Origin of the sequence: Clavibacter sp. A6099, assembly GCF_021919125.1 — a bacterium.
Lineage (GTDB): Bacteria > Actinomycetota > Actinomycetes > Actinomycetales > Microbacteriaceae > Clavibacter > Clavibacter seminis.
In genome coordinates this window covers 956,003-979,863 of record NZ_CP083439.1, presented here as the reverse complement: position 1 = coordinate 979,863, position 23,861 = coordinate 956,003, and the positions used below count along the sequence as shown (strand labels likewise).

The window sequence follows — 23,861 nt, the reverse complement described above, 5'->3', positions numbered from 1 at the left end:
GGTGGACACCTCGCGCGCCGCGTCAGAACAGCGTGGCCTGCGTCGAGGAGGCCGCGGGCAGCGCCGCGGCGACCAGCGGGCCGGGCGCCGGCACCTGGGTCCAGCTGCCGCGACCGCGTGCCGTGGTGGCGCGGCTGTCCGCGCCCTCCTGGCTCCAGCCGGGGCGCGGCCGGCCGCCGTGCGGAGCGCGTGCGGCCTCGACGCCCGGGAGGTCGGCGCGGGACAGCACGCCGCCGGTGCGCGGATCCACCCGCCCGCCGCCGAGCCCGTGGCGGCGGACCAGCGGATCCATGCGCGCCTTCAGCCACGACCGGTACGCCTGGGGGGCGTACGCGCCGCGGGCGTAGAGGTCGAGGTAGCGGCCCACGAGATCCGGGCGCTCGCGCTCGAGCCACTGGAGGTACCACTCCTTCACGCCGGGCTTCAGGTACAGCGCGGAGTAGAGGACGCGCGTGCCACCGGCCTCGCGGATGCGCGTGAGCGCGTGGTCGAGGTGCTCCACGCCGTCCGTGAGCATGGGCAGGATCGGCATCATGAACACGGTGCAGTCGAGGCCCGCGTCGCGGATCGCCGTGACCGTCGCGAGCCGCGCCGTCGTCGTGGGGGTTCCGGGCTCCACCGACTGCTGCAAGTCGTCGTCGAGCACGGCGATGCTCATCGCGAGGTCCACCGGCACGCTCCTCGCCGCCTCGGCGAGCAGCGGGAGGTCGCGGCGCAGGAGCGTGCCCTTGGTGAGGATGGACAGCGGCGTGCCGGACGACGCGAGCGCCGCGATGATCCCGGGCATGAGCGCGTAACGGCCCTCGGCCCGCTGGTACGGATCGGTGTTGGTGCCGAGCGCCACGGCGTCGTGGGTCCACGTGGGCTTCGCGAGCTCGCGGGCCAGCACCTCGGCGACGTTGACCTTGACGACGATCTGGTCGTCGAAGTCGCGGCCCCCGTCGAGGTCGAGGTACTCGTGGGTGGGGCGGGCGAAGCAGTAGACGCAGGCGTGCGTGCAGCCGCGGTAGGGGTTGATGGTCCAGCCGTACGGCATGACCTTCGACTCCCCCGGCACGCGGTTGAGGGCCGACTTGGCGAGCACCTCGTGGAAGGTGACGCCCTGGAACTCCGGGGTGCGGACGCTCTGCACGAGGTTGCTCAGGCGGGCGAGCCCGGGCAGCGCATCCGCGCTCGCGTCGGCCAGCCTCTGCGCGCTCCATCTCATGCGCCCATTCGAACACATATTCGAACGGGATGCGAACGGGCGGGCGGGATCTCGGGCCCGCCCGTCCGGTCAGTGCTGGAGCTCGAGGACCTCGGCGGTCTCCTGGATGATCTTCGGCGTCTTCTTCGGGTCGGACGCCACGAGCGTGCCGTAGTTCGGGATCATGCGCGTGAGGGGCTTCTTCCATCCCGCGATGCGGTCGGGGAAGCAGCGCTCGAGGACGTCGAGCATGATGGGGACCGCCGTGGAAGCGCCGGGCGATGCGCCGAGGAGGCCGGCGATGCTGCCGTCCGCCGCCGCGACGACCTCGGTGCCGAACTGCAGCACGCCCCCCTTCTTCGCGTCCTTCTTCATGACCTGGACGCGCTGGCCGGCCGTGACCTGGTACCAGTCCTTCGGGTCGGCCGTCGGCATGAACTCGCGGAGCGCGTCGAACTTCGTCTCCTTCGAGGCGAGGAGCTGGCTGACGAGGTACTTGATGAGGCTCAGGTTGTCCTTCGCGACGGCGAGCATCGGGATGATGTTGTGCGGCCGGATCGACGCGAACAGGTCGAGCAGCGAGCCCTTCTTGAGGAAGCGCGGGCTGAAGCCGGCGTAGGGCCCGAAGAGCAGCGAGGTCTCGCCCCCCACCACGCGCGTGTCGAGGTGCGGCACGGACATGGGCGGGGAGCCGATGGCGGCCTTGCCGTAGACCTTCGCGCGGTGCTTCGCGACGATCTCGGGGTCGTCCGTGCGGAACCACTCGCCGCTGATGGGGAACCCGCCGAAGCCCTTGATCTCGGGGATGCCCGACTTCTGCAGGAGGGGCAGCGCGCCGCCGCCCGCGCCGATGAAGACGAACTTCGCATCCACCTGCACGGTCGAGCGGCCGACGTCGTTGCGGATGCGGAGGTGCCAGCTGCCGTCGGGATTCTGCGACAGGCCGCGGACCTCGTGGTTGAGGTGCAGGGCCGCGCCGTGCTCCGTGAGGTAGTCGATGAGCTTGTTGGTGAGGGCGCCGAAGTCGACGTCGGTGCCGCCCTCGAAGCGCGTGGCGGCGATGACCTCGTCCTTCTCACGCTGCAGCACGAGGAGCGGGGCCCAGGAGTGGATGACCGCGGGATCCTCCGAGTACTCCATCGCCTCGAAGAGGGGGTGGGCGCGCATCGCGTCGAAGCGGCGGCGGAGGAACTCGGCGTTCTCCTTGCCGCGCACGAACGTCATGTGCGGGGTGGGGTTGATGAACTCCTTGGGCTCCGGCACGGCGCCGGCCGTGACCAGGTGCGCCCAGAACTGGCGGGAGAGCTGGAACTGCTCGTTGATGCGGGTCGCGGACCCGATCTCGATCTTCCCGTCCTTCTCCGGCGTGTAGTTCAGCTCGCAGAGGGCGGCGTGGCCCGTGCCCGCGTTGTTCCACGGGTTGCTCGACTCCATGGCGACCTCGCCCAGGCGCTCGAAGATCTGGATGGTCCAGTCGGGTTCGAGCTGCTTGATGAGGGTGCCGAGCGTCGCGCTCATGATCCCGCCGCCGACGAGGACGACGTCTACCGGTTCCGCTGATTCACTCACCGGATCAGTGTACGCCCGGTCCTCGGGGCCCCCTCGGGGACGCGAGGAGTGGTACGGGAACCCTCACGCGCACCGGCCGGGGACGGATCAGCGACGGGCCGCGACGACCTCGGCGATCTGCACGGCGTTGAGCGCGGCGCCCTTGCGCAGGTTGTCGTTGCTGATGAAGAGGGCGAGCCCGCGGCCCTCCGGCGCGCCCTCGTCGGCGCGGATCCGGCCGACGTAGCTGGGGTCGGTGCCGGCCGCCTGGAGCGGGGTGGGGATGTCGGACAGCTCGACGCCGGGCGCGTTCGAGAGCAGCTCGACGGCGCGGGCGACGCTCAGCGGCGACGCGAACTCGGCGTTGACCGAAAGCGAGTGGCCGGTGAATACGGGCACGCGCACGCACGTGCCGCTGACGAGGAGGTCGGGGAGCCCCAGGATCTTGCGGCTCTCGTTGCGGAGCTTCTTCTCCTCGTCGGTCTCGAAGAGGCCGTCGTCGACGATGCTGCCGGCGAGCGGGATCACGTCGAAGGCGATGGGGCGCTGGTACACGGCGGGCGCGGGGAGCTCGACGGCGCGACCGTCGTGGACGAGGCGGCGGAGCGCCTCGGGACCCGCGGCGACGGCGGCCTCGGCCTGGCCCGCGAGCTCCTCGGCGCCGACGAGGCCGGATCCGGAGACGGCCTGGTACGTGCTCACCACCAGGCGGGTGAGGCCGGCCTCCTCGTGCAGGACCTTGAGGACGGGCATCGCGGCCATGGTGGTGCAGTTCGGGTTCGCGATGATGCCGCGGCTGGCGTCGTCGATGGCCTCGGGGTTGACCTCGGAGACGACGAGCGGGACCTCGGGGTCCATGCGCCACGCGCTCGAGTTGTCGATGACGAGCACGCCCGCCTCGGCGAAGCGCGGCGCCTGGGCGCGCGACGTGGTGGCGCCCGCGGAGAAGAGCGCGATGTCGAGACCCGTGGGATCGGCGGTGGCAGCGTCCTCCACGATGACGTCGCGTCCGGCGAACGGCAACGTCGTGCCGGCGGAGCGCGCCGAGGCGAAGAAGCGGATCTCCGCGATCGGGAACGCGCGCTCCTCGAGCAGGCGACGCATCACAGCGCCGACCTGGCCGGTGGCGCCGACGACGCCGACACGGAGGCCGGGGGCGTCCTGAGCGGGGGCGGTGGATCCGGCGGGTGCGGTGTCGGTCACGGGTGGCTCCTCCTGCGGTGCGCGGGCGTGCGGGTCGGACGTGCGGATCGGGCGGGTGCGGCTCAGCGGCCGGTGCCGGCGTGGACGACGGCGACGTCATCCGCGTCGAGGCCGAAGGCGTGGTGGACGACGCGGACGGCCTCGTCGATGGTGTCGGCGCGGGTGACGACCGAGATGCGGATCTCGCTGGTGGAGATCATCTCGATGTTGATGCCCGCGTCGGACAGCGCCGTGAAGAGCTGCGCCGAGACGCCCGCGTTGGTGCGCATGCCGGCGCCCACGAGCGCGAGCTTCCCGATCTGGTCGTCGTGCTGCAAGCCGGTGAAGCCGACCTCGTCCTTCTCGGCGGCGAGCACCGTGAGGACGCGCTGAGCATCCGACTTCGGCAGCGTGAACGAGATGTCGGTGAGGCTCGTGGCGGCCGCCGACACGTTCTGCACGATCATGTCGATGTTCGCGCCGGTCTTGGCGACGATGGTGAAGATCTGCGCGGCCTTGCCCGGGACGTCGGGGACGCCGACCACCGTGACCTTGGCCTCGCTGAGGTCGGCGGCGACGCCGACGATGACGGGCTCTTCCACATTCTCTCCATCCGTGGGGTTGTAGACGATGGTGCCCTCGTTGTGCGTGAACGAGGAGCGGACGTGCAGCAGGACTCCGTGCCGGCGGGCGTACTCGACGGCGCGGATGTAGAGGACCTTCGCGCCGGACGCCGCGAGCTCCAGCATCTCCTCGCTCGTGATCCGGTCGATCTTGCGGGCGAGGGGCACGACGCGCGGGTCGGCCGTGAAGATGCCGTCGACGTCGGTGTAGATCTCGCAGACGTCGGCGCCGAGGGCCGCGGCGAGCGCGACGGCCGTGGTGTCGGATCCGCCGCGGCCGAGCGTGGTGATGTCGCCCGTGCCGCGGTTGAAGCCCTGGAAGCCCGCGACGATGGCGATGGCTCCCTCGCCGAGCGCGTCGCGGACGCGGCCGGGCGTGACGTCCACGATGCGGGCGGCGCCGTGCTGGGCGTCGGTGATCATGCCGGCCTGGCTGCCCGTGAAGGAGCGCGCGTCGTAGCCCATGCTCTTGATCGCCATGGCGAGCAGGGCCATGGAGATGCGCTCGCCCGCGGTGAGGAGCATGTCGAGCTCGCGCGGCGCGGGGATGGGGGTGACCTCGTGGGCCAGGTCGAGCAGCTCGTCCGTGGAGTCGCCCATGGCGGAGACGGCGACGACCACGTCGTTGCCGGCCTTGCGCGTGGCGACGATGCGCTTCGCGACGCGCTTGATGCTCTCGGCATCGGCCACCGACGATCCGCCGAACTTCTGCACGATGAGGCTCACGGGCGACTCCTGGGGTTCGGGTGGGCGCGGGCGGCCCGGATGACGATTCTAGGGCGGAGGTCCCGGTGGGCCCGCCGTGTGACGGCGCGGACGCGGCGGCGCGCCGGCGTCACTCCCCCACGAGGCGCCGGCCCTCGAAGGCTCGGCCGAGGGTGACCTCGTCGGCGTACTCGAGGTCGCCGCCGACGGGGAGGCCGGAGGCGAGGCGCGTGACGCGGATGTCGAAGGTGGAGAGCAGCCGCGAGAGGTAGGTGGCGGTCGCCTCGCCCTCCAGGTTCGGATCCGTGGCGATGATGACCTCGGTGACCGTGGCGTCGGCGAGGCGCTGCATGAGCTGTCGGATGCGGAGGTCGTCCGGCCCGACGCCGTCGATGGGGCTGATGGCCCCGCCGAGCACATGGTAGAGCCCGCGGAACTCGCGCGTGCGCTCGATGGCGACGACGTCCTTCGCCTCCTCGACCACGCAGATGGTGGCGGGGCTGCGGCGTGGATCCCGGCAGATGCCGCAGGTCTCCTCCTCGCTGACGTTGCCGCAGATGGCGCAGAAGCGGACCTTGTCGCGGACGACCGTGAGCACCTCGGCCAGGCGCGAGACGTCGAACGTCTCGGTCTGCAGGATGTGGAACGCGATGCGCTGGGCCGACTTCGGGCCGATGCCCGGCAGGCGGCCGAGCTCGTCGATGAGCTCCTGGACGATTCCCTCGTACATGCGGCGCTAGTCCTGACCTGTGGGGCGGATGGTGGGGCGGGCCTTGCGCTCGACGGGCTTCTCCTCGATGAAGGTCGCCTGGAGGAGCTCGCGGACCACGGACTCGCCGTAGCGCTGGGGCGCGCTGGCCGGAGACGCGGCCGGGGCGGCGGCGGGCGTGTCCGGCCGTGGAGCGGATCCGGACGCGGCGGGGGCGGGCTGCTGCTGCTGCGCGGGGACGGATCGGGCCACGGGCGGGGCCGAGTCCGGAGAGGCACCGCCGGTGGCCCAGCCGGGCTCGGCGGGGCCGAACTCGTCGGGCTCGGGCTCCTCGAAGTCGGGGACGTGCGCGTCGGGCACGACCGACGATCCGCGGGTGGGCGCTCCCGGGGCCGCGGCGCGTGGTGCGGCGGCCGGTGCCGTCGGCGGGACCGCGGGAGCGGCGGGGGCAGCGGGAGCCGCGGGCGCGGACCGCTCAGGGCGGGAGGCGGGCGCCCGGACGGCGGGGGTCTCGGTCGCGCCGGGGTCGGATGTGGGGATGGCCACCGTGGCCCAGCCGCCGCCGGCCGGGGTGGTCTTCGCGGGCGGTGCCTTCGCCGCGGGTGACGCCGTCGGGCTCGTCGGGGCGGACCCCGCCGGGGCGCTCCCGCCCGTGGAACGCGTGCCGGTCGACGTCGCGGGGGACGCCGTCGGGCGGGAGGCGTCGGGTGCGGGCGATGCGGATCCGCCGCCGGTGGGAGCGGGCGCGCCAGTCGAAGCGGCGGTGCCCCCGTGCGGCTCCACGCGGGCGATGAACTTCACGCGGATGCCGAGCACGTCGAGGATGGCGGTGCGCAGGATGTCGCTGACGCCCTGTCCCGGAGCGCCGCGCTCCTTGAACCTCTCCGCGTCGTTCGCGCTGACGAACGACAGCGTGAGCACGTCGCCCGCGAGGGCGCGCGGCGTGGCCGTTACGGCGACGAGCCAGGCGCTGCGCTTGGCCTTCTCGACCGCCTCGACGACGGACGGCCAGGAGTCGCGCAGCTGCTCGAAGGTGACGGGGCCGACGGGCGCGGCGGGCGCGGCGGGCGCGGCGGGCGCGGCGGGCGCGGGGGCCGACGGTGCCTCCGCGACCGGAGCGCCCGTGCCGGACGACGACGGGGAGGACTCGACGGGAGCGTATGCTGTCGGAGCCGACGTTCCGGTCTCCGTGGGCTCGGCGTCGGGTGTCGGGTCCGGAGCCGCGACCGGTGCCGGCGTGGCCACGGGATCCGGCGTGGCCACGGGAGCGGGAGCCGGAGCCGCTGCGGGTGCGGGAGCGGGTGTCGTGACGGGCGCGACCGCGGCGGGCGCCGGATCCGCTCCCGCATCGGCCACGCCGACCCGGCGCTCGAGGCGCTCGACCCGCGCGAGGGCCCCGCGGTGCGTGTCGTCGCTCGCGGGCACGAGCACCCGCGCGACCAGCAGCTCGAGGTGGAGGCGCGGCGAGGTCGCGCCGGTCATCTCGGTGAGGGCGGCGTTGACCACATCCGCGGCGCGCGACAGCTCGACGGCGCCGAAGGCGACGGCCTGCGCGCGCATGCGCTCGAGCTCGTCCTCCGGGGTGCCGCGCAGCACGGCGGCGGCGCCCTCGGCCGATGTGGCGCCCACGATGATGAGGTCGCGCAGCCGCTCGAGCAGGTCCTCCACGAAGCGGCGCGGATCCTGGCCGGTCTGGATGACCCGGTCCACCCCCGCGAACGCGGCGGCCGCGTCGTGCCGGGCGACCGCGTCGATGACCTCGTCGAGCAGCGCCGCGTGCGTGTACCCGAGGAGGGCGACCGCGCGCTCGTACTCGACGCTCTCATCCTCGGATCCGGCGATGAGCTGGTCGAGCAGGGAGAGGGTGTCGCGCACCGATCCGCCGCCGGCCCGCACGACGAGCGGCAGGACGCCGGGCGCCACCTGCACGCTCTCCTCGCGGGACAGGTGCTCCACGTAGTCGAGCATCTGCGCGGGCGGCACGAGCCGGAACGGGTAGTGGTGCGTGCGGGAGCGGATGGTGCCGATGACCTTGTCGGGCTCGGTGGTGGCGAAGATGAACTTCACGTGCTCCGGCGGCTCCTCCACGATCTTCAGCAGCGCGTTGAAGCCCTGCGGCGTGACCATGTGCGCCTCGTCGAGGATGAAGATCTTGTAGCGGTCGCGCGCCGGGGCGAAGACCGCGCGCTCGCGGATGTCGCGCGCGTCGTCGACGCCGTTGTGGCTCGCGGCGTCGATCTCGACCACGTCGAGGGATCCGCTGCCGTCGCGACTGAGCTCGACGCAGCTGGGGCAGACGCCGCACGGGGTGTCGGTGGGGCCCTCGGCGCAGTTGAGGCAGCGCGCGAGGATGCGGGCCGACGTGGTCTTGCCGCAGCCGCGCGGGCCGCTGAACAGGTACGCGTGGTTGACGCGGTTGGTGCGGAGGGCGGTGCGCAGCGGATCCGTCACCTGCGTCTGGCCGATGAGCTCGGCGAAGTTCTCTGGCCGATAACGGCGATACAGGGCGGTGACCACGATCCTGAGGATACCGGGCACCCCCGACCGCCAGGCCGCCGGCGGTCAGCTCTCCGCGGGGACCTCGGCCGGCGCGGCTGGGGAGGAGCGGCGCTCGCGCGGCTCGCGGAGCCGGCCGGGCGCCTCCTCGCGCACGCGGCGAGCGAGCGCGATCCCCTCGCGCCACGTCGCGTCCCGGATGAAGAGGAAGTCGAGCGCGATCATCGCGAGCGAGAAGGGCCAGAGGCCGAGCAGGATCCCGATCATCACGTGCATGCCCGTGATGACCACGAGCGCGACGACGCGGGTGGGCCGCCACAGGATGAGCAGCGGGAACAGGCCCTGGAACGCGACCGCGAGGAAGCTCGCGAGCACCACGCCGACGCTGGCCTGGGCGAGCAGGTCGCTCAGCCACGGCCACGGCCGGTAGCCGTCTATCACCAGCGAGTAGTAGGTGGCGGATCCGTCGCGCCACTCCGGCCCCTGCAGCTTGAGGATCGCGGAGTTCACGTACACGAGCATGATCTGGTACGCGCAGAGCACCAGCGCCGTGTTGTGCAGGAGCACGCGCACGAGCCGCGGGATGCGGTCGACGAGCGACCGCACCGCATCGACGTGGCGACCCGGTGAGCGGCGGGGCGCTCCCGCCTCGAGCTCGCGGCGCCGCCGGACCGCGTCCAGCGACACGTGCCTCGACAGGTCGGCGAAGAGCACGAAGAAGAGGGTGATGCGGAGGACCGTGTCACCGCCGTTGGTGAGCAGCGTGCTGTTGGTCGACAGGCCGATCCAGAAGAGGAGGAGGAACGGGGTCACGATGCGCGTGCGCCAGCCGAGCGCGAACAGGGCGGCGAGCACCACGAGCACGAGGTAGGCGATGTCGAAGAGCGTGGCGTCGGTCTTCGAGAAGAGGCCCGTGAAGAGCGGGAGCCAGCCGCGGCGGGAGGCCTCGGGGTCGATGAAGCGGGATCCGACGCCCCACAGGTAGTGGCGGTCGGCGAAGCAGGTGACGAGCACCATCAGGATGACGGCGCCGAGGGTGATGCGGAGCGCCGCGAAGCTGTAGGTGGCGTGCTCGCGCTCGGTCATCCAGGTCGCGATGCCGCGGGGCCAGCCGGCGGGGTTCCGGAGCGCGGTGAGGAGCTCCCGGTCCTGCAGCAGCCGGCGGACGCGGGCGGCGCGGGCGCTGGGGACGGCGCGGACGGCCCGGGCGCTGGGGATGGCACGGGTGGTGCGCGCCGATCGGGTTCGACCCGCCCAGGATCCCGCGGCCGCGGCCTTCGGCGTCGACGTGGGCTCGTGCGTCCTCGCGCTCATCGTGCGTACCTCTCCACGATCCCCTGGTAGACGCTGAGGGCCTGGGGGTCGATCACGTCGTCGGCCTCGCGCCACCCGAAGGTGCGCGTGGAGGGGGCGAACTGCTGCTGGTCGTCCGCCCGGTGGGCGAAGTCGTTCGGCCGCTCGGTCACCACGCGCCAGCGGACGCGCTCGATGTCGCGACCGAACCAGGCCGTCGACCAGTAGGTCGTGAACTCCTTGAGCACGTAGTCGGCGCGGAGCATCGCGATCACGCGGCCTCGGCTCCCCTCGTCGAGCGCGGAGAGCTGGTCGATCAGGGAGACGGCCGTCTTGGCCGCGAACCCGGAGTCGGTGTCGGCGCGGCGGATGAAGGTGTCCTGCACGATCACCTGCTGCTCGGGCGTGAGCCCGCGGAAGCGCTCCGTGTAGGTCTTGAGCAGGTTCGCGCTCTGCTTCACGGTGCGCGAGGACTGGATCCGCCCGTCCCCCGCCTCGTACTCGGCGCGCGTGATGTCCACCCACTCGCTCTTCACGAGGGCGCCCGAGTCGTCGCGCCACTGGGCCTGCATCTCGAGGTAGCGGTTCGTCTTCTGGATCGAGGGGGCGAACACGTTCCACTGCTGGCTGAAGTAGGGGCGCGCCGCGGCGGTGAGCGCGCGGGTGGCGCCGCTCTGCGGGACGACCATGAGGATCGAGGTGGCCACGTAGACCACGACGACGAATGCCGCGATGGCCGTGCCGATGCGGGCGGCGCGCGTGAGGCCGGGCGGCGCGGGATCCGCGGGCGGGGAGGGATCGACGGTCGGCGGCGTGGACGGAGTGGCGTCGTCGTCTGCGCCGGGGATGACGTCGGCGTCGACGTCCGGGTCGTGGTGGGTCGTGTCGGTCATCGTGAGCCGTCCCCCTCGTGCGTCGGGTGGGTCTTCGTGGTGCGGGTCGTGCTGGTCGTGCTGGTCGCGCGGGTCGTGCTTGTCGTGCGGAGGGCCCCGGAAGCGGATCCGGCGGGCGGCCCGGCTCTCGCCGGACCGCCCGCCCTCCTCGCGCTCAGCTCGAGCGGATCACGCCCGTCGGCTGCGGCCTCGGTGCAGAGCACCGGCGCCGGTCAGCATCATCAGGAGCGCGATGCCGCCGAGCAGCAGCATCCCGTCGCCGTCGCCTCCGGTGACCGGGAGGATCCCGCCGCCGTAGCCGCCGCCGTAGCCGCCGCCGTTGATCGGGGTGCCAGGCCCGCCCGCCGGGACGGTGGATCCCACCACGCGGAACCGCGTGATCATCTCCTCCGCCATGCCCGAGTCGACCCCGACGACCTCGACCCGGTGGTCCCCGAGCTCGAAGTCCGGACCGATCTCGAACATGAACGTCGCACGTCCATCGGCATCCGCGACCATCGGCGTCAGCGGCTTCGGCGTGGAGAACACCGTCGCGTTGAGCGTCTCACCGGGGTTGAAGCCGGAGGCGTCGACCATCTGCATCGAACCGCTCCCGCGGACGATCTCCGTGAAGCGGACGACCGCCCGGGTGGGGGCGTCGCTGCCGTCGGTGGATCCGTCGGTCGCGTCGGCGGCGTCCGTGGCGTCAGCCGCGTCCGTGCCAGCAGCGTCCGTCGCGTCAGCACCAGCGGCGTCCGTCGCGTCGGTGCCAGCGGCATCCGACGCGTCGGTGCCCGCGGCGTCCGTTGCATCGGTGCCAGCAGCATCCGTCGCGTCGGTACCAGCAGCATCGGTCGCGTCGGTACCAGCAGCATCCGTCGCGTCCGCACCAGCAGCATCCGTTGCATCGGTGCCAGCGGCATCCGTTGCATCGGTGCCAGCGGCATCCGTCGCGTCCGCACCAGCAGCATCCGTCGCGTCGGTGCCAGCGGCATCCGTCGCGTCAGCGCCAGCAGCATCCGTCGCGTCGGTGCCAGCGGCATCGGTCGCGTCGGTGCCAGCGGCATCCGTCGCGTCCGCACCAGCGGCATCCGTCGCGTCGGTACCAGCCGCATCGGTCGCGTCGGTACCAGCGGCATCCGTCGCGTCCGCGCCAGCAGCATCCGTCGCGTCGGTGCCAGCGGCATCCGTCGCATCGGTGCCAGCAGCGTCTGTCGCGTCCGTACCGGCGGTGTCAGCCGCGTCGGTACCAGCGGCATCAGTTGCATCGGTGCCAGCGGCATCCGTCGCGTCAGCGCCAGCAGCATCCATCGCGTCGGTGCCAGCGGCATCCGTCGCGTCGGTGCCAGCGGCATCCGTCGCATCCGTGCCGTCGACATCCACAGCGCCGTCGACATCCACGCCGCCGTCAGCGTCCACAGCACCATCGACATCCACGGCTCCGTCGACGTCCACGGCACCATCAGCATCCACGTCGCCGTCAGCATCCGAGTCGCCATCGACATCCACAGCGCCGTCAGCATCCACGCCGCCATCGACGTCAACGGAACCGTCGACGTCTGCTGCACCATCGGCATCCATGTCACCATCGGCGTCCATGTCACCATCGGCGTCCATGTCACCATCGGCGTCCATGTCACCATCGGCGTCCATGTCACCGTCAGCGTCTACGGCGCCGTCAGCATCGACGCCGCCATCGGCGTCTACCGCGCCATCAGCATCCACAGCACCGTCAGCGTCAACCGCGCCATCAGCATCCACAGCACCGTCAGCGTCAACCGCGCCATCAGCATCCACAGCACCGTCAGCGTCAACCGCGCCATCAGCATCCACAGCACCGTCAGCGTCAACCGCGCCATCAGCATCCACAGCACCGTCAGCGTCAACCGCGCCATCAGCATCCACAGCACCGTCAGCGTCCACCGCGCCATCAGCATCCACAGCACCGTCAGCGTCCACGCCGCCGTCGACGTCCACGCCGCCGTCCACGTCGACCGCGGCGGCCTGGTCGGAGTCGACCCCCTCCTCGCCGTCCACGCCGACGTCGAACTCGACCGTATCGTCGCCGGCAGGAGCGCCGCCGATGGTCTGCGTCGCGATCGCCTCGTAGGAGCCGCGCTCCAGGCCGAAGAACGTCACCGAGTAGTTCCCGTCCTCGTCCACCTCCGTGGTGATCGGGTCGAGCCCCACGATGGAGACCGTCACCGTCCCCAGGGGGTCGGCCGTGCCGGAGATGGGCACGTCCCGGGTGGTGGCCCCGCCGGTGAGCGGGAAGGTCTGGAAGTCGAACGGCGACTCGATGACCACCGGCACGCCGACCGTGAACGTCACGGTGTCGGTGCCGACGGCGACGCCGCCGATCGTCTGCGTGACGGTGCCCGTGTACGTGCCCGAGGGCAGCGCGGGCGTCGTCAGCGTGAAGTCGCCTTCGTCGTCCACCTCGGCCGGATCGGTCGTCTCGTCGCCGACCGTCAGTGTGACGGTCGCATCGGGGTCGGCCGTGCCCGTCACCGGGACGGTGACGGTGGTGTCCCCGTCGGGCAGCGGGAAGAAGTCGCCGTCCCCGGGGGTCTCGATGACGACCTGGTCGACGCCGGCGACGGAGACCGTGAAGTCGGCCGTGTCGCTGCCCGCGAGGGTGCCGGCGACGGTCTGCGTCACGGTGACGGTGTAGCCCGCCGCCGTGAGACCCGGGAACGTCGCGTCGAAGCGCCCGTCGGTTCCGACCACCTGCGTGATCGGGGTCTGGCCCGTCACCGCGATGAGCACGGATCCACGCGGGTCCGCGCTGCCGTTCACGGTCACGTCCACCGCGTTCCCGCCGGCCGGGACCTGGAAGTCCTGCCCGTCGGTCGGGGCGTCGATGACCACGTCGACCGCGGGTGCGACGACCGAGAAGGTCACCGTGTCCGTCCCCGCGGCGACGCCGCCGATGGTCTGGGTCGCGGTGGCCGTGTAGGTGCCGACCGGGAGGTCGGCGAACGCCACGTCGTAGATCCCGTCCCCACCGACGAGCTCGGTCTGCGGGTCCTGGCCGGGGATCGTCACCGTCACGCTGGCACGCGGGTCGGCGGTGCCGGTCACGGGGACGTCGGCCGTCGGCACGGCGCCGGTGCTGAGGATCTGGTCGTCGTCGTCCGGCGAGGTGATGGTGATCTCGGCGGCCGGGGCGCCGACCGTGAAGGTCACCGTCTCCGTCGTCTGGACGCCGCCGAACTGCTGCGTCACCGTCGCCGTGTAGGTGCCGGTGCCGAGATCGGGGAAGACCACGTCGTAGAGCCCGTCGGTCCCGACCGGCTCGGTCTGCGGGGCCTGACCGGGGATCGTCACCGTGACGTCCGCCCGCGGGTCCGCCGCGCCCTCCACGGGCACGTCGAGCGTCGGGTCGGTAGGCGTCGTCAGGAGGATCTGACCGGGCGTCGGCGTCGTGATCGTGAGCGTCGCGAGCGGTGCACCGACCACGAAGGTCACGGTGTCGGATCCCGCGGGCGCGCCGCCGATGGTCTGGGTCACCGTCGCCGTGTAGGTCCCGGCGGGCAGGGCCGCGGTCGTGAGGGCGAACGTCCCGTCTGCGTCGACGTCGACCGGCTGCGACTCGGTACCGCCGTCGACGCTGAGCGTGACGGTGGCGTCGGGGTCGGCGATACCCGTGACGGGGACCGCCACGGTGGTCGCGCCTGCGGGGAGCGGGACGAGCTGCCCCTCAGCCGGCGCCTGGATCACCACGTCGTCGGCCGCGGGGACGACGGCGCGCACCCGGGCGGTGGCCAGGTCGAGGACCGGGCCGCCCACCACGGGGAGCAGCGCGATGCGGAGCGCCGAGACGGCGTCCCCAGTAGCATCGGCTGCCTCCGGGTCCTCGAACTCGCTCGCACCCTGCACGTTCGCCGTCAGCTGCACGACGTCCGCGAGAGCGTCGACAGCGGGCGCGAGGGATCCGATGAGCGGGGTCGTCACGGCCGTGACGTCGCTCAGCTCGAGCAGGTTGCCCGTCGACGTTCGGATGGACGGGAGGAGCTGGTCCACGAGCGGCTGCACGAGCGCACCGGCGTCGAGCAGCAGCACGGTCGTCGCGACGTCGATGTCCGGCGCCTCGTTCCCCGGCCCCGTGGGGTTGAGGAGGTTGGCCAGCGTCGTGTCGATGTCGATGCTCACGGTGCCGACGGGGACGGCGACGCCCAGCCCGTTGAGCAGGCGGACGCCCGCGTCCACGTTCACGACCACGCGCGTCGCGTCGAGGGTCGCCTCGAGCACGGCCGCCGGGAGGGCGTCGCTGAGGAGGCCGCTGACCACGCCGGCGAGCACGGGTGCCGAGAGCAGCTCCGTGTTCGGGTCGAGGTCGTTGAGGGTCGCGCCCTCGGTGACCTGGATGTACTGGGCGATGTCAAGCGTGACCGTGCCCGCGTCGAGGTCGACGGTCACGCCGTCGCTCGTCAGGGGCTCGGCCAGCACAGCTCGTACGGCCGCGGCCGTGTCCACCGTCGTGACGATGTTCCCAGAGGGGGTCGCGATGTCCACGACGCCGGTGAGGAGGGGGCCGACGACGCCGGTGAGGATGTCGTCGACGTCCGCGGAGAGCGCGACCTGGGCCGTCGCTCCCGGCGCGAGCTGCTGCACGGCGCCGTTGACGTCGTCGGCGAGCGCGCCGACGAGCGGGCTGACGATGGTGGCGTCCGCGGAGGCGATGCGGTAGTCCCGGACGACCGCGCCGTCACCGGGATCCGTCGCGGTCGCGGAGACCGCGCCGAGGGAGATGTCCGCGTCCGACGCGACACCGGCGAGGCCCCGCGACGCGAGCAGGGGCGCGAGGTCGAGCGTCACGGCGTCGTCGGTGCCCGTGTTGACGGCGATGGCCCCGGAGTCGGTGAGGACGCCCGCGGAGCCCGTCGCGCCGGCCGAGCCCGCCGAGGCGAACTGGTCGGCCGCGCCGCCCGCGACCGCCTGGTCGAGCGTGAGCACGTCGCCGAGTTGGACGCCCGCGGCGATCTGCGCGGAGAGCACGCCGCTCAGGACGTCGGCGTCGATGTCGCTCGCGTCCACCTGCGGGTCCGGGGTGTCGCCGGGCGCGTATCCGGCGTAGGCGCCCGAGAGCGCCACCAGCCCGGACAGGTCCGGGGTGCCGGAGAACGTCAGCAGCTGGCCCTCGGCCTCCGCCGTGTCCCCCGGTGCGGCGTTCGCGGGCGCGGTGCCCCCGAACGCGACGATCGCCGCGGCGAGCCCGAAGGCCGTCGCGGTCGCCAGCCTGCTTCTGCGGCTGGGCATGTGTAGTGCCATCTGCGTTCCCCTCGATTGCATGGCCGGCCGCGCTCGTGGGGCGCAGCCGTGCGTCCCGCGGGGCGGCCCCCACCACACCCACGGTCATCGAAGGCTCGCATCCGCTCACGGGGCGGACAACACTGCGCGGCACTGGTCTACGCGGTCGCGGACCACGCGGTCGGATCAGTAGGCGACCCAGTGGCGCTACTGATCCGCGCGGCGCGGCAGCACGGCACGAGGCCCGCGATCCGGTCGGATCACGGGCCGTGGCTGTCTCGGCGGGGAGCGCCGGCGGAGGGGTCGGCGGGTCAGTTCCCTGTGGCCGCCAGCGACTGCCGGGCGATCTCGAGCTCCTCGTCGGTGGGGATCACGAGCACCGCCACGGGCGATCCCTCGGGGCTCACGAAGCGCGCCTCGGAGCTGATCAGCTCGTTGCGGTCGTCGTCGATCCCGATGCCCATGAACTCGAGGCCCGCGAGCGAGCGGCGGCGCACGAGCGGGTTGTTCTCGCCCACGCCCGCGGTGAACACGACCGCGTCGACCCCGCCGAGCTGGGCCGCGTACGCGCCGACGTAGTGGCGGATCCGGTGCCGGTAGACCCCGAGCGCGGTCTGCGCCGCCTCGTCGCCGTCGGCCGCCGCGCGCTGCACGTCGCGCATGTCGCCGAGGCCGGTGAGCCCGAGCAGGCCGCTCCGCCGGTTGAGCAGCGTCTCGAGGTCGTCGAGGCCGAGGTCGGTGTGGCGGGCGAGGTGGAAGAGGATCGCGGGGTCGATGTCGCCGGAGCGGGTCCCCATGACGAGCCCCTCGAGCGGCGTGAGGCCCATGGACGTGTCGATGGACCGCCCGCCCTGCACGGCCGCGGCCGACGCGCCGTTGCCGAGGTGCAGCACGATGATCCGCGTCTCCTCCAGCGGCTTCCCGAGCAGGCGCGCGGCGGCCTCGGAGACGAACTTGTGGCTCGTGCCGTGGAACCCGTAGCGGCGGATGCGGTGCGCGGCCGCGAGCTCCCGGTCGATCGCGTAGGTGTACGCCTCGGCCGGCAGCGTCTGGTGGAACGCGGTGTCGAAGACGGCGACGTGCGGGACGTCGGGGAACGCGGTCTGCGCCGCCTCGATCCCCTGCAGGGCGCCCGGGTTGTGCAGCGGCGCGAGCGCGGAGAGGTCGTCGATGTCGGCCTTGACCTGGTCGGTGACGACGGTCGGCTCGACGAACACGTCGCCGCCGTGCACGACGCGGTGCCCGACCGCGACGGGCGGCCCCTCCTCGAGCGACGGCCCGTGCTCGGCGAACGCGTCGAGCATCGCCTGGAAGCCGGCGGTGTGGTCGGCGATGGGCAGCTCGCGCTCCCACGAGTCGCCGCCGGCCTTGTGACGCGTGGATCCGGTCGGCTCGCCGATGCGCTCCACGAGCCCGGACGCGAGCACGGACTCCGTGTCCATCTCGATGAGCTGGTACTTGAACGACGACGATCCGGAGTTGACGACGAGGACGACGGGCACGGGGATTCTCCTGACGGGGCGGGTGCGAGAGGGGGCGAAGCGGACGGGCGGGACGCGCGAGACAGGACGGGCGGGCGGTCAGCCCGCCTCGATCCCCTCGGCCTGAATGGCGGTGATGGCGACGGTGTTGACGATGTCCTGCACGAGCGCGCCGCGCGACAGGTCGTTGATGGGCTTGCGGAGCCCCTGCAGCACGGGCCCGATGGCGACCGCGCCGGCCGAGCGCTGCACGGCCTTGTAGGTGTTGTTGCCCGTGTTGAGGTCCGGGAAGATGAACACCGTCGCGCGGCCGGCGACCGCGGAGCCGGGCATCTTCGTGGCCGCGACCGCCGCGTCCGCCGCCGCGTCGTACTGGATGGGGCCCTCGACCGCGAGGTCCGGCCGCAGCTCCCGCACGCGCGCCGTCGCCTGGCGCACCTTCTCCACGTCGGCACCGGCGCCCGACTCCCCCGTCGAGTACGACAGCATCGCGATGCGCGGCTCGATGCCGAACTGCGCCGCGGTCTCCGCCGAGGAGATGGCGATGTCGGCGAGCTGGTCGGCCGTGGGATCCGGGTTCACGGCGCAGTCGCCGTACACGAGCACGCGGTCGGCGAGCGCCATGAGGAACACGGACGAGACGACGGAGACGCCCTCGGTGGTCTTGATGATCTCGAAGCCCGGCCGGATGGTGTGCGCCGTCGTGTGGGCGGCACCCGAGACCATGCCGTCGGCGAGGCCGAGCTGCACCATCATCGTGCCGAAGTAGGACACGTCGGTGACGGTCTCGCGCGCGATGTCGAGGACCATGCCCTTGTGCGCGCGGAGCTTCACGTACTCCTCCGCGAAGCGCTCGCGGAGCACGGCGTCGAAGGGGCTGAGGACGGTCGCGCGGCCGATGTCGATGCCGAGGCCGATGGCACGCGAGCGCACCTCGATCTCCTCGCCGAGGATCGTGACGTCGGCGATGCCGCGGCTGAGGATCGTGCCGGCCGCGCGCAGTACGCGGTCGTCGGTGCCCTCGGGCAGCACGATGCGCTTGCCCGCCGTCCTGGCCCGCTCGATGAGACCGAACTCGAACATGAGCGGCGTCACCACGTCGGAGCGGCTGACGTCCAGCAGCTCGAGCAGCCGCGAGGTGTCGACGTGCTGCTCGAAGGCGGCGAGCGCCGTGTCCATCTTGCGGGTGGACTCGGGCGAGAGCCGGCCGCGGGTCTGCGTGATGCGCTTCGCGGTCTCGTAGGTGCCGAGCTCGGTGGAGATGATCGGCAGGGTCTGGTCGAGCCCGGCGATGAGCGTCTCGATGGTGGGCGACAGCGCGAACCCGCCGTTCAGCACGATGCCCGCGACCGTGGGGAACGTCTCCGAGGCGTGCGCCGTGAGCACGCCGAGGAGGACCTCGCTGCGGTCGCCGGGGATCACGACGATGGCGCCCTCGGTGAGGCGCGCGAGCACGTTCTCCATCGACATGGCGGAGACGACCACGCCGAGCGCCTCGCGGCTGAGGAGCGCCTGGTCGCCCTTGACGAGCGTGCCGTCGACCGCGTCGAGCAGCTCGGCGACCGTGGGGGCGACGAGGAAAGCGTCCTCCGGGATCGCCCACACCGGCACGTGCGGCGCCCGCGCCTGGAGTGACGCGGGGACGGCGGCGGGGATCGCGGCCGTGATGGCGTCGAGCCGCTCGGGGTCGGCGCGGTTGACGACGACGCCGAGCAGGGCCGCGTGCGCGGTGACCAGCTCGGGGATGGCGAGGTCGGCGATCTGGCGCATCTCGTCGGGGCTGCGGCCGCCGGTCTCGTCCGTGCGGCGGCCCGTGAGCACGAGGAGCACGGGGGCGCCGAGGTTCGCGGCGATGCGCGCGTTGAAGGACAGCTCGGTGGGGCTGCCGACGTCGGTGTAGTCGCTGCCCACGATGACGACCGCGTCGCACTTCGACTCGACGGCCTTGTAGCGCTCGACGATGCGCGAGAGGGCGGCCTCGGGATCCGCGTGCACGTCGTCGTAGGTGACGCCCACGCACTCGTCGTAGTCGAGGTCCACGCCGTCGTGCGCGAGCAGCGCCTGGAGCACGTAGTCCGGCTCCTCGATGGAGCGCGCGATGGGACGGAACACGCCCACGCGCTGGATCTGGTGGGTGAGGGTGTCGAGCACGCCCAGCGCGACCGTCGACTTGCCCGAGTGCCCTTCGGCGGACGTGATGTAGATGCTCCGAGCCATGCCCGCAAGCCTATGGGCGTCGCCTGCGCGGCAGCCTGCGCGTGTTAAAAGGAGAAGACCCCTCGCGCACCTGCCAGAGCCCGGCTGCCCTTGCTGCGTCTCCGCCCTGGGGGAGTTCACCTGGATGGCACCACGCGAGGAGCCGACACCGAGTGTACCCGACGCGGGAGCCCGGTCGGGCGGGCGGCGGCGCCCAGGAGCCGGTCACCGCGCCGGGCGTAACGTGGACGGCATGCGCATCATCATCGCCGGAGGACACGGCCAGATCGCCCGACTGCTCGAACGACGCCTCGCCGACCAGGGCCACCAGCCCGTCGGCATCGTCCGCAACCCGGACCACGCGTCCGACCTCGCCGACGCGGGCGCCGAGGCGCTCGTGCTCGACCTGGAGAAGAGCGACGTGGATCAGGTCGCCGAGGCCCTCCGCGGCGCCGACGCCGTGGTCTTCGCGGCCGGCGGCGGGCCCGACTCCGGTCCCGAGCGCAAGCTCACGATCGACCGCGACGGCGCCATCCTGCTGGCCGACGCCGCCGAGAGAGCGGGCGTCACGCGCTACGTCATGATCTCGGCCATGGCCGTCGACGGCTTCGACCCCGACAGCGACGACACCTACGAGATCTACCAGCGCGCCAAGTCCGAGGCGGACGCCGACCTCCGCGCCCGCGACATCGACTGGACCATCGTCCGCCCCGGCGGCCTCACCGACGACGCGGGCACCGGCCGGATCCAGGTGGGCACGTCCACAGGCCGCGGCACCATCCCGCGCGCCGACGTCGCCGAGATCGTCGCGACGGCGCTCATCGACGGCACGGGCGTCCGCGTCCAGTTCGAGGCGATCTCGGGCGAGGAGCCCGTCGCCGAGGCCATCGCGGGGCTGCGCTACTAGCGGCACCCGCTACTAGCGGCACCCTCTGCTGCTGGCGGAGTCTGCTGCGCGCGCGATCCACGCCGACCTGGATGGCGGCCCCCTCCTCCCCGGAGGGGGCCGTCATCCGCTTCCGGGCTGCTGAGGCACCCGGGTCGTGCCACGGGCGACGCGTCGGGCCGACGGCACCCGAAGCCGTCGTGGTCCCGTGCGTCGCACGCATGATGCGTCGGAGCGCACCGTCCGGAGCATCCCCATGCCCGGACATGTAAGAGACGTTAGGAGCGTCGGAACGTGTCCCCCACAGTGCGGACTACTTATTTCCGCGACCCATCCGATCAGTAAACGTCGGTTCGCCTGGCTGGAACCCCGCATTCCGCGCAAGATGTACCCACAAGGACCGCGCAGCCTCGGGGGATGCGGCGCGGACCACCGCTTTGACGCGACGGGGGTCACATGAAGCAGATGACGCACACCTACATACGGTCGAGCGGCCGCGTCGAGAGCCCGCCAGCCCGCGGTGGCCGGGCGCGCGACCTGGAGACGCTCGAGCGCTGGCTCGCGGCCGGCACGAGCGCCGTGGTCACCGGCAGCGTCGGCTCGGGTCGCAGCCACGTCGCCGGTCGCGTCGCGGACGCCCTCACGCGCAACGGCCTCACCGTGATCCGCGCCCACGCCTCAACGCCCGACCTGGCGGACGTGCTCCGCCGGGTCGTCGACCAGGTCCCGGGGATCCGCACCGCGCGCCCGCTGCCCGCCGCGCGACCCGTCGTGGTCATCGACGACGGGCACCTCATGCCACCCGACCTGCGCGCCGCCCTCGTCGACGCGCGCGCGAGCGAGCGCTGCACGCTGCTCGTCACCGTCGACGACACGGGCGGCGATCCCCGCCACCTCCGGGCCAGGGACCTCGAAGCAGGCGGGGACCAGGCCGTGCGCACCGCGCAGGCGGCCCACGAGATCCTCGGCCTCTGGCGGAACGGCTACGCCGAGCGGCTCGACCTCTCCCCGCTGGACGCGGCCGAGGTCGACGCGATGATCGACTCGATCGCCGGCCAGGTGGCGCTCGACCAGGCGACGCGGGTGCAGATCCAGCGGCGCAGCGGCGGACGCCCGTTCCTCGTCCGCGAGCTGACCTTCGAGGCGCTCGAGTCGGACGGGACGGAGCGGACCGTCACGGGCTACGCCTTCCCGAGCCCGCACGCGCCGCGCGCACGGATCCTCGAGCTGGTCTCCTCCCGCGTCTCGATGCTCGACGACGACGAGCGGAGCACGCTCGTGCTCCTCGCCCGCCTCGACGGCGTCCCCTACCAGCGTGCTGCCCGCCTGTTCGGCGAGACGATCCTGCGGGTGCTCGGCGCGCGCGGCCTCGCGCGCGTACAGGGCCAGGGCGACCGGATCCTCCGCGCCGACCTGCTGGAGGCCGAGGCCGCGCTCGCCCGCACCGACCCGGAGGCCGTCGACGCCCTGACCCGTCGCGTCGTCGCGTCGCTCTTGCAGGAGGCGGCGCACGGCGTCCCGCTGAACCCCAAGGAGAGCCTGCTGATCGCGCGCACGCTCACCGACGACGGTCGCCGCGACGCCGCCGAGCGCTTCGGCGAGGACACCCTCGCGGCCGTGCACCTCGTCGCCGCGCGGCTGGCCAACGACGTCGGCATGACGCACGACGCGCTCGCCTTCGCGGAGATCGCCGGTCGCGGCGGCTCCGACGCGTACGCGGCCTGCGAGCGCGGACGCGCCCTGACCGTCCTCGGCAACCCGGCGCGCGCGATGGAGGTGCTGGAGGCGCTGGACACCGCGTCCCTCACCCCGGCCGAGCGCATCGAGGCGCTGCACTGGCGCGTCCTCTCGACGCATGCCGCGATGCCGGGGACCGACCGCGTCCACCGCCTGCTCGACGCGATCGCGAACGGGGCCGACGCGGATCCGGACGAGCGCGCGCAGGCGGCCGTCATCGGCGCCGCCATGTCGCTCGGGCTGATGGAGTGGGAGTCCGCGCTCCGCGCCGCCCGGGACGCCTCCGCCCTCACGGCCAGCCCGCTCGTGCGCCTCCGCGCCCAGCGCGCCGTCGTCCTCGCGCTCGGCCACCTCGGACGCGGCGCCGAGCTCGGCGACGCCATCGACGAGGGGCTCGGCCTCGTCTCCCGCCGCTCCGACCGCCGCGGGACCTACGACGACATCCTCCTCGAGGAGGCGCGCCTCGAGCTCCTCTCGGCGAGCGCGTTCAGCCGCCGCCTGTGCCGCCTCGACCTGCCCGACCTCGAGCGCGAGCTCGACGCGTGGGTGGAGTCGGCGATCGCGCAGGACGCGCAGTGGTTCATCCCCGTCCTCGGTGCCATCACGGGCGGCGTCGCCCTCGACCTCGGCCGGCTCGACCGCGCGGAGGCCGAGCTGACCCTCGCGGACGACCGCCTGATCGGCCCCGACATCGGCACGTGGCGGCTCTGGATCGGCATGCAGCGGGCCCGCGTGCTCGCGCTCCGCGGCCGCACGGAGGAGGCCGAGCGCATCGCGACGGAGATCGCGCACCGCGCCGACCCGCGCTACCCGTACCAGCGCATGCTCGCCGAGGGCGTGCGCGTGGAGATCCTCGCGTCCCGCGGCCGGCCGGAGGAGGCGGCAACGCTGCTCCTCGACGTGGGCGAGCTGAGCGGAGATGCCCACGCGCTCCGGGCGGGGATGCTCTTCCGGGCCTGGACCCTCGGATCGGCCGACCCCCGCCTCGTCGAGGGCGCCCGCCTGGTGCGCGAGCGCACCGACGTGCCCGCCCTGCACGGCATGGCCGAGGTCGTGGAGGGATCCCGGACGGCGGACGCGGCGCTCGTCGCGCAGGGCGTCCGCACGCTCGAGGAGTCCGGCCTGCACCAGCAGGCCCTCACCGCGTGCGAGGACCTCCTCCGGATGCTGGCGGGCGGCGAGCCCGGGCCCGCCCTCACCGACGCGCGGGCGACGCTCGGGCGGATCCAGGCGCGCATCGACCGCGGTGCGCCCGCGACGGCGACGTCCACGGTCGCGCCCGTCCTCGACGTGAGCATGCTCACCCGCCGGGAGCTCGAGATCGGTGTGCTCGCGGCGCAGGGGCTGAGCAACCGGGAGATCGCAGGGCGCCTGTTCCTGTCCGTGCGCACGGTCGAGTCGCACCTCTACCAGGCGCGCGCCAAGCTCGGCGCGCCCTCGCGTCGGGCCCTCGCGGGGCTGCTCGACACCCCTGGTGCATCGAGCCTGGTCGCGGGCAGGTAGTATCGACGGGTGCCGCCGCGTTCCTGACGCCGCGGCACGCGTCATGGAGGATTCGCCTAGTGGCCTATGGCGCACGCTTGGAAAGCGTGTTGGGTGAAAGCCCTCAGGGGTTCGAATCCCCTATCCTCCGCCAGTCGCACGAGAGCCCCGACGGACCCCGGTCCGGCGGGGCTCTCGTCGCATCCGGGTGC

At 72.8% G+C, this 23,861-nt stretch carries 13 protein-coding genes, 1 tRNA gene and 1 other RNA gene; 3 read left to right on the top strand and 12 right to left on the bottom strand.

Going from position 1 to position 23,861, the window contains the following annotated elements:
• Positions 1–22: 22 nt before the first annotated feature.
• The 12 genes from KYT88_RS04665 to ffs form a co-directional block, all read right to left on the bottom strand.
• Positions 23–1,207 carry an Rv2578c family radical SAM protein gene (locus tag KYT88_RS04665; RefSeq protein ID WP_043584430.1) on the bottom strand — a complete coding sequence of 395 codons (1,185 nt, stop codon included), beginning with the start codon at positions 1,205–1,207 and terminating at the stop codon, positions 23–25.
• Positions 1,208–1,276: 69 nt separating this feature from the next.
• Positions 1,277–2,755 (bottom strand): malate:quinone oxidoreductase, encoded by a 1,479-nt coding sequence (locus KYT88_RS04660; protein WP_043584429.1) that lies wholly within the window; start codon positions 2,753–2,755, stop codon positions 1,277–1,279.
• Between the two features lie 87 nt (positions 2,756–2,842).
• Positions 2,843–3,937, bottom strand: a complete 1,095-nt coding sequence (locus tag KYT88_RS04655) for an aspartate-semialdehyde dehydrogenase (protein ID WP_043584427.1) — start codon at positions 3,935–3,937, stop codon at positions 2,843–2,845.
• Between the two features lie 62 nt (positions 3,938–3,999).
• Positions 4,000–5,265: an aspartate kinase gene (locus KYT88_RS04650; protein WP_012037587.1), complete on the bottom strand. Its 1,266-nt coding sequence runs from the start codon at positions 5,263–5,265 to the stop codon at positions 4,000–4,002.
• A gap of 109 nt (positions 5,266–5,374) precedes the next feature.
• Entirely contained in the window at positions 5,375–5,974 is a 600-nt protein-coding gene (gene recR, locus KYT88_RS04645; RefSeq protein WP_043584426.1) for a recombination mediator RecR, read from the bottom strand.
• Between the two features lie 6 nt (positions 5,975–5,980).
• Entirely contained in the window at positions 5,981–8,470 is a 2,490-nt protein-coding gene (locus tag KYT88_RS04640) for a DNA polymerase III subunit gamma and tau (RefSeq protein ID WP_237583787.1), read from the bottom strand.
• A 45-nt stretch (positions 8,471–8,515) separates the two neighbouring features.
• On the bottom strand, positions 8,516–9,763 hold the full coding sequence (locus tag KYT88_RS04635) for an HTTM domain-containing protein (protein ID WP_043584423.1): 1,248 nt from the start codon (positions 9,761–9,763) through the stop codon (positions 8,516–8,518).
• Positions 9,760–10,635 carry a DUF5819 family protein gene (locus KYT88_RS04630; RefSeq protein WP_043584421.1) on the bottom strand — a complete coding sequence of 292 codons (876 nt, stop codon included), beginning with the start codon at positions 10,633–10,635 and terminating at the stop codon, positions 9,760–9,762. Before KYT88_RS04630 ends, KYT88_RS04635 begins: the two co-directional genes overlap by 4 nt.
• Positions 10,636–10,803: 168 nt before the next feature.
• Positions 10,804–15,876, bottom strand: a complete 5,073-nt coding sequence (locus tag KYT88_RS04625) for a choice-of-anchor G family protein (RefSeq protein WP_237583786.1) — start codon at positions 15,874–15,876, stop codon at positions 10,804–10,806.
• A 302-nt stretch (positions 15,877–16,178) separates the two neighbouring features.
• Positions 16,179–17,369 carry an acetate/propionate family kinase gene (locus KYT88_RS04620; RefSeq protein ID WP_043588398.1) on the bottom strand — a complete coding sequence of 397 codons (1,191 nt, stop codon included), beginning with the start codon at positions 17,367–17,369 and terminating at the stop codon, positions 16,179–16,181.
• Positions 17,370–17,447: 78 nt separating this feature from the next.
• Positions 17,448–19,565: a phosphate acetyltransferase gene (gene pta / locus KYT88_RS04615; RefSeq protein ID WP_043588396.1), complete on the bottom strand. Its 2,118-nt coding sequence runs from the start codon at positions 19,563–19,565 to the stop codon at positions 17,448–17,450.
• A 50-nt stretch (positions 19,566–19,615) separates the two neighbouring features.
• Positions 19,616–19,712: signal recognition particle sRNA small type (ffs, locus tag KYT88_RS04610), an RNA gene on the bottom strand.
• Between the two features lie 85 nt (positions 19,713–19,797).
• On the opposite strand from ffs, the gene KYT88_RS04605 reads away from it, so the two are divergent.
• The 3 genes from KYT88_RS04605 (at position 19,798) to KYT88_RS04595 (ending at position 23,803) form a co-directional block, all read left to right on the top strand.
• The gene (locus tag KYT88_RS04605) at positions 19,798–20,451 is read left to right on the top strand and encodes an SDR family oxidoreductase (protein WP_043588409.1); all 654 of its coding nucleotides are present in this window, start codon (positions 19,798–19,800) and stop codon (positions 20,449–20,451) included.
• Between the two features lie 435 nt (positions 20,452–20,886).
• Complete coding sequence (locus tag KYT88_RS04600) at positions 20,887–23,670, top strand: LuxR family transcriptional regulator (protein WP_043588394.1); 2,784 nt, start codon at positions 20,887–20,889, stop codon at positions 23,668–23,670.
• Between the two features lie 45 nt (positions 23,671–23,715).
• Positions 23,716–23,803, top strand: a tRNA-Ser gene (locus tag KYT88_RS04595).
• Positions 23,804–23,861: the final 58 nt, after the last annotated feature.

What these genes read in the sequence shown, in the direction of transcription:
- KYT88_RS04665 (WP_043584430.1), bottom strand. Translation starts at nt 1,207, where the DNA reads ATGAGATGGAGCGCGCAGAGGCTGGCCGACGCGAGCGCGGATGCGCTG.
- recR (WP_043584426.1), bottom strand. Translation starts at nt 5,974, where the DNA reads ATGTACGAGGGAATCGTCCAGGAGCTCATCGACGAGCTCGGCCGCCTG.
- KYT88_RS04635 (WP_043584423.1), bottom strand. Translation starts at nt 9,763, where the DNA reads ATGAGCGCGAGGACGCACGAGCCCACGTCGACGCCGAAGGCCGCGGCC.
- KYT88_RS04630 (WP_043584421.1), bottom strand. Translation starts at nt 10,635, where the DNA reads ATGACCGACACGACCCACCACGACCCGGACGTCGACGCCGACGTCATC.
- KYT88_RS04625 (WP_237583786.1), bottom strand. Translation starts at nt 15,876, where the DNA reads ATGCCCAGCCGCAGAAGCAGGCTGGCGACCGCGACGGCCTTCGGGCTC.
- pta (WP_043588396.1), bottom strand. Translation starts at nt 19,565, where the DNA reads ATGGCTCGGAGCATCTACATCACGTCCGCCGAAGGGCACTCGGGCAAG.
- KYT88_RS04605 (WP_043588409.1), top strand. Translation starts at nt 19,798, where the DNA reads ATGCGCATCATCATCGCCGGAGGACACGGCCAGATCGCCCGACTGCTC.
- KYT88_RS04600 (WP_043588394.1), top strand. Translation starts at nt 20,887, where the DNA reads ATGAAGCAGATGACGCACACCTACATACGGTCGAGCGGCCGCGTCGAG.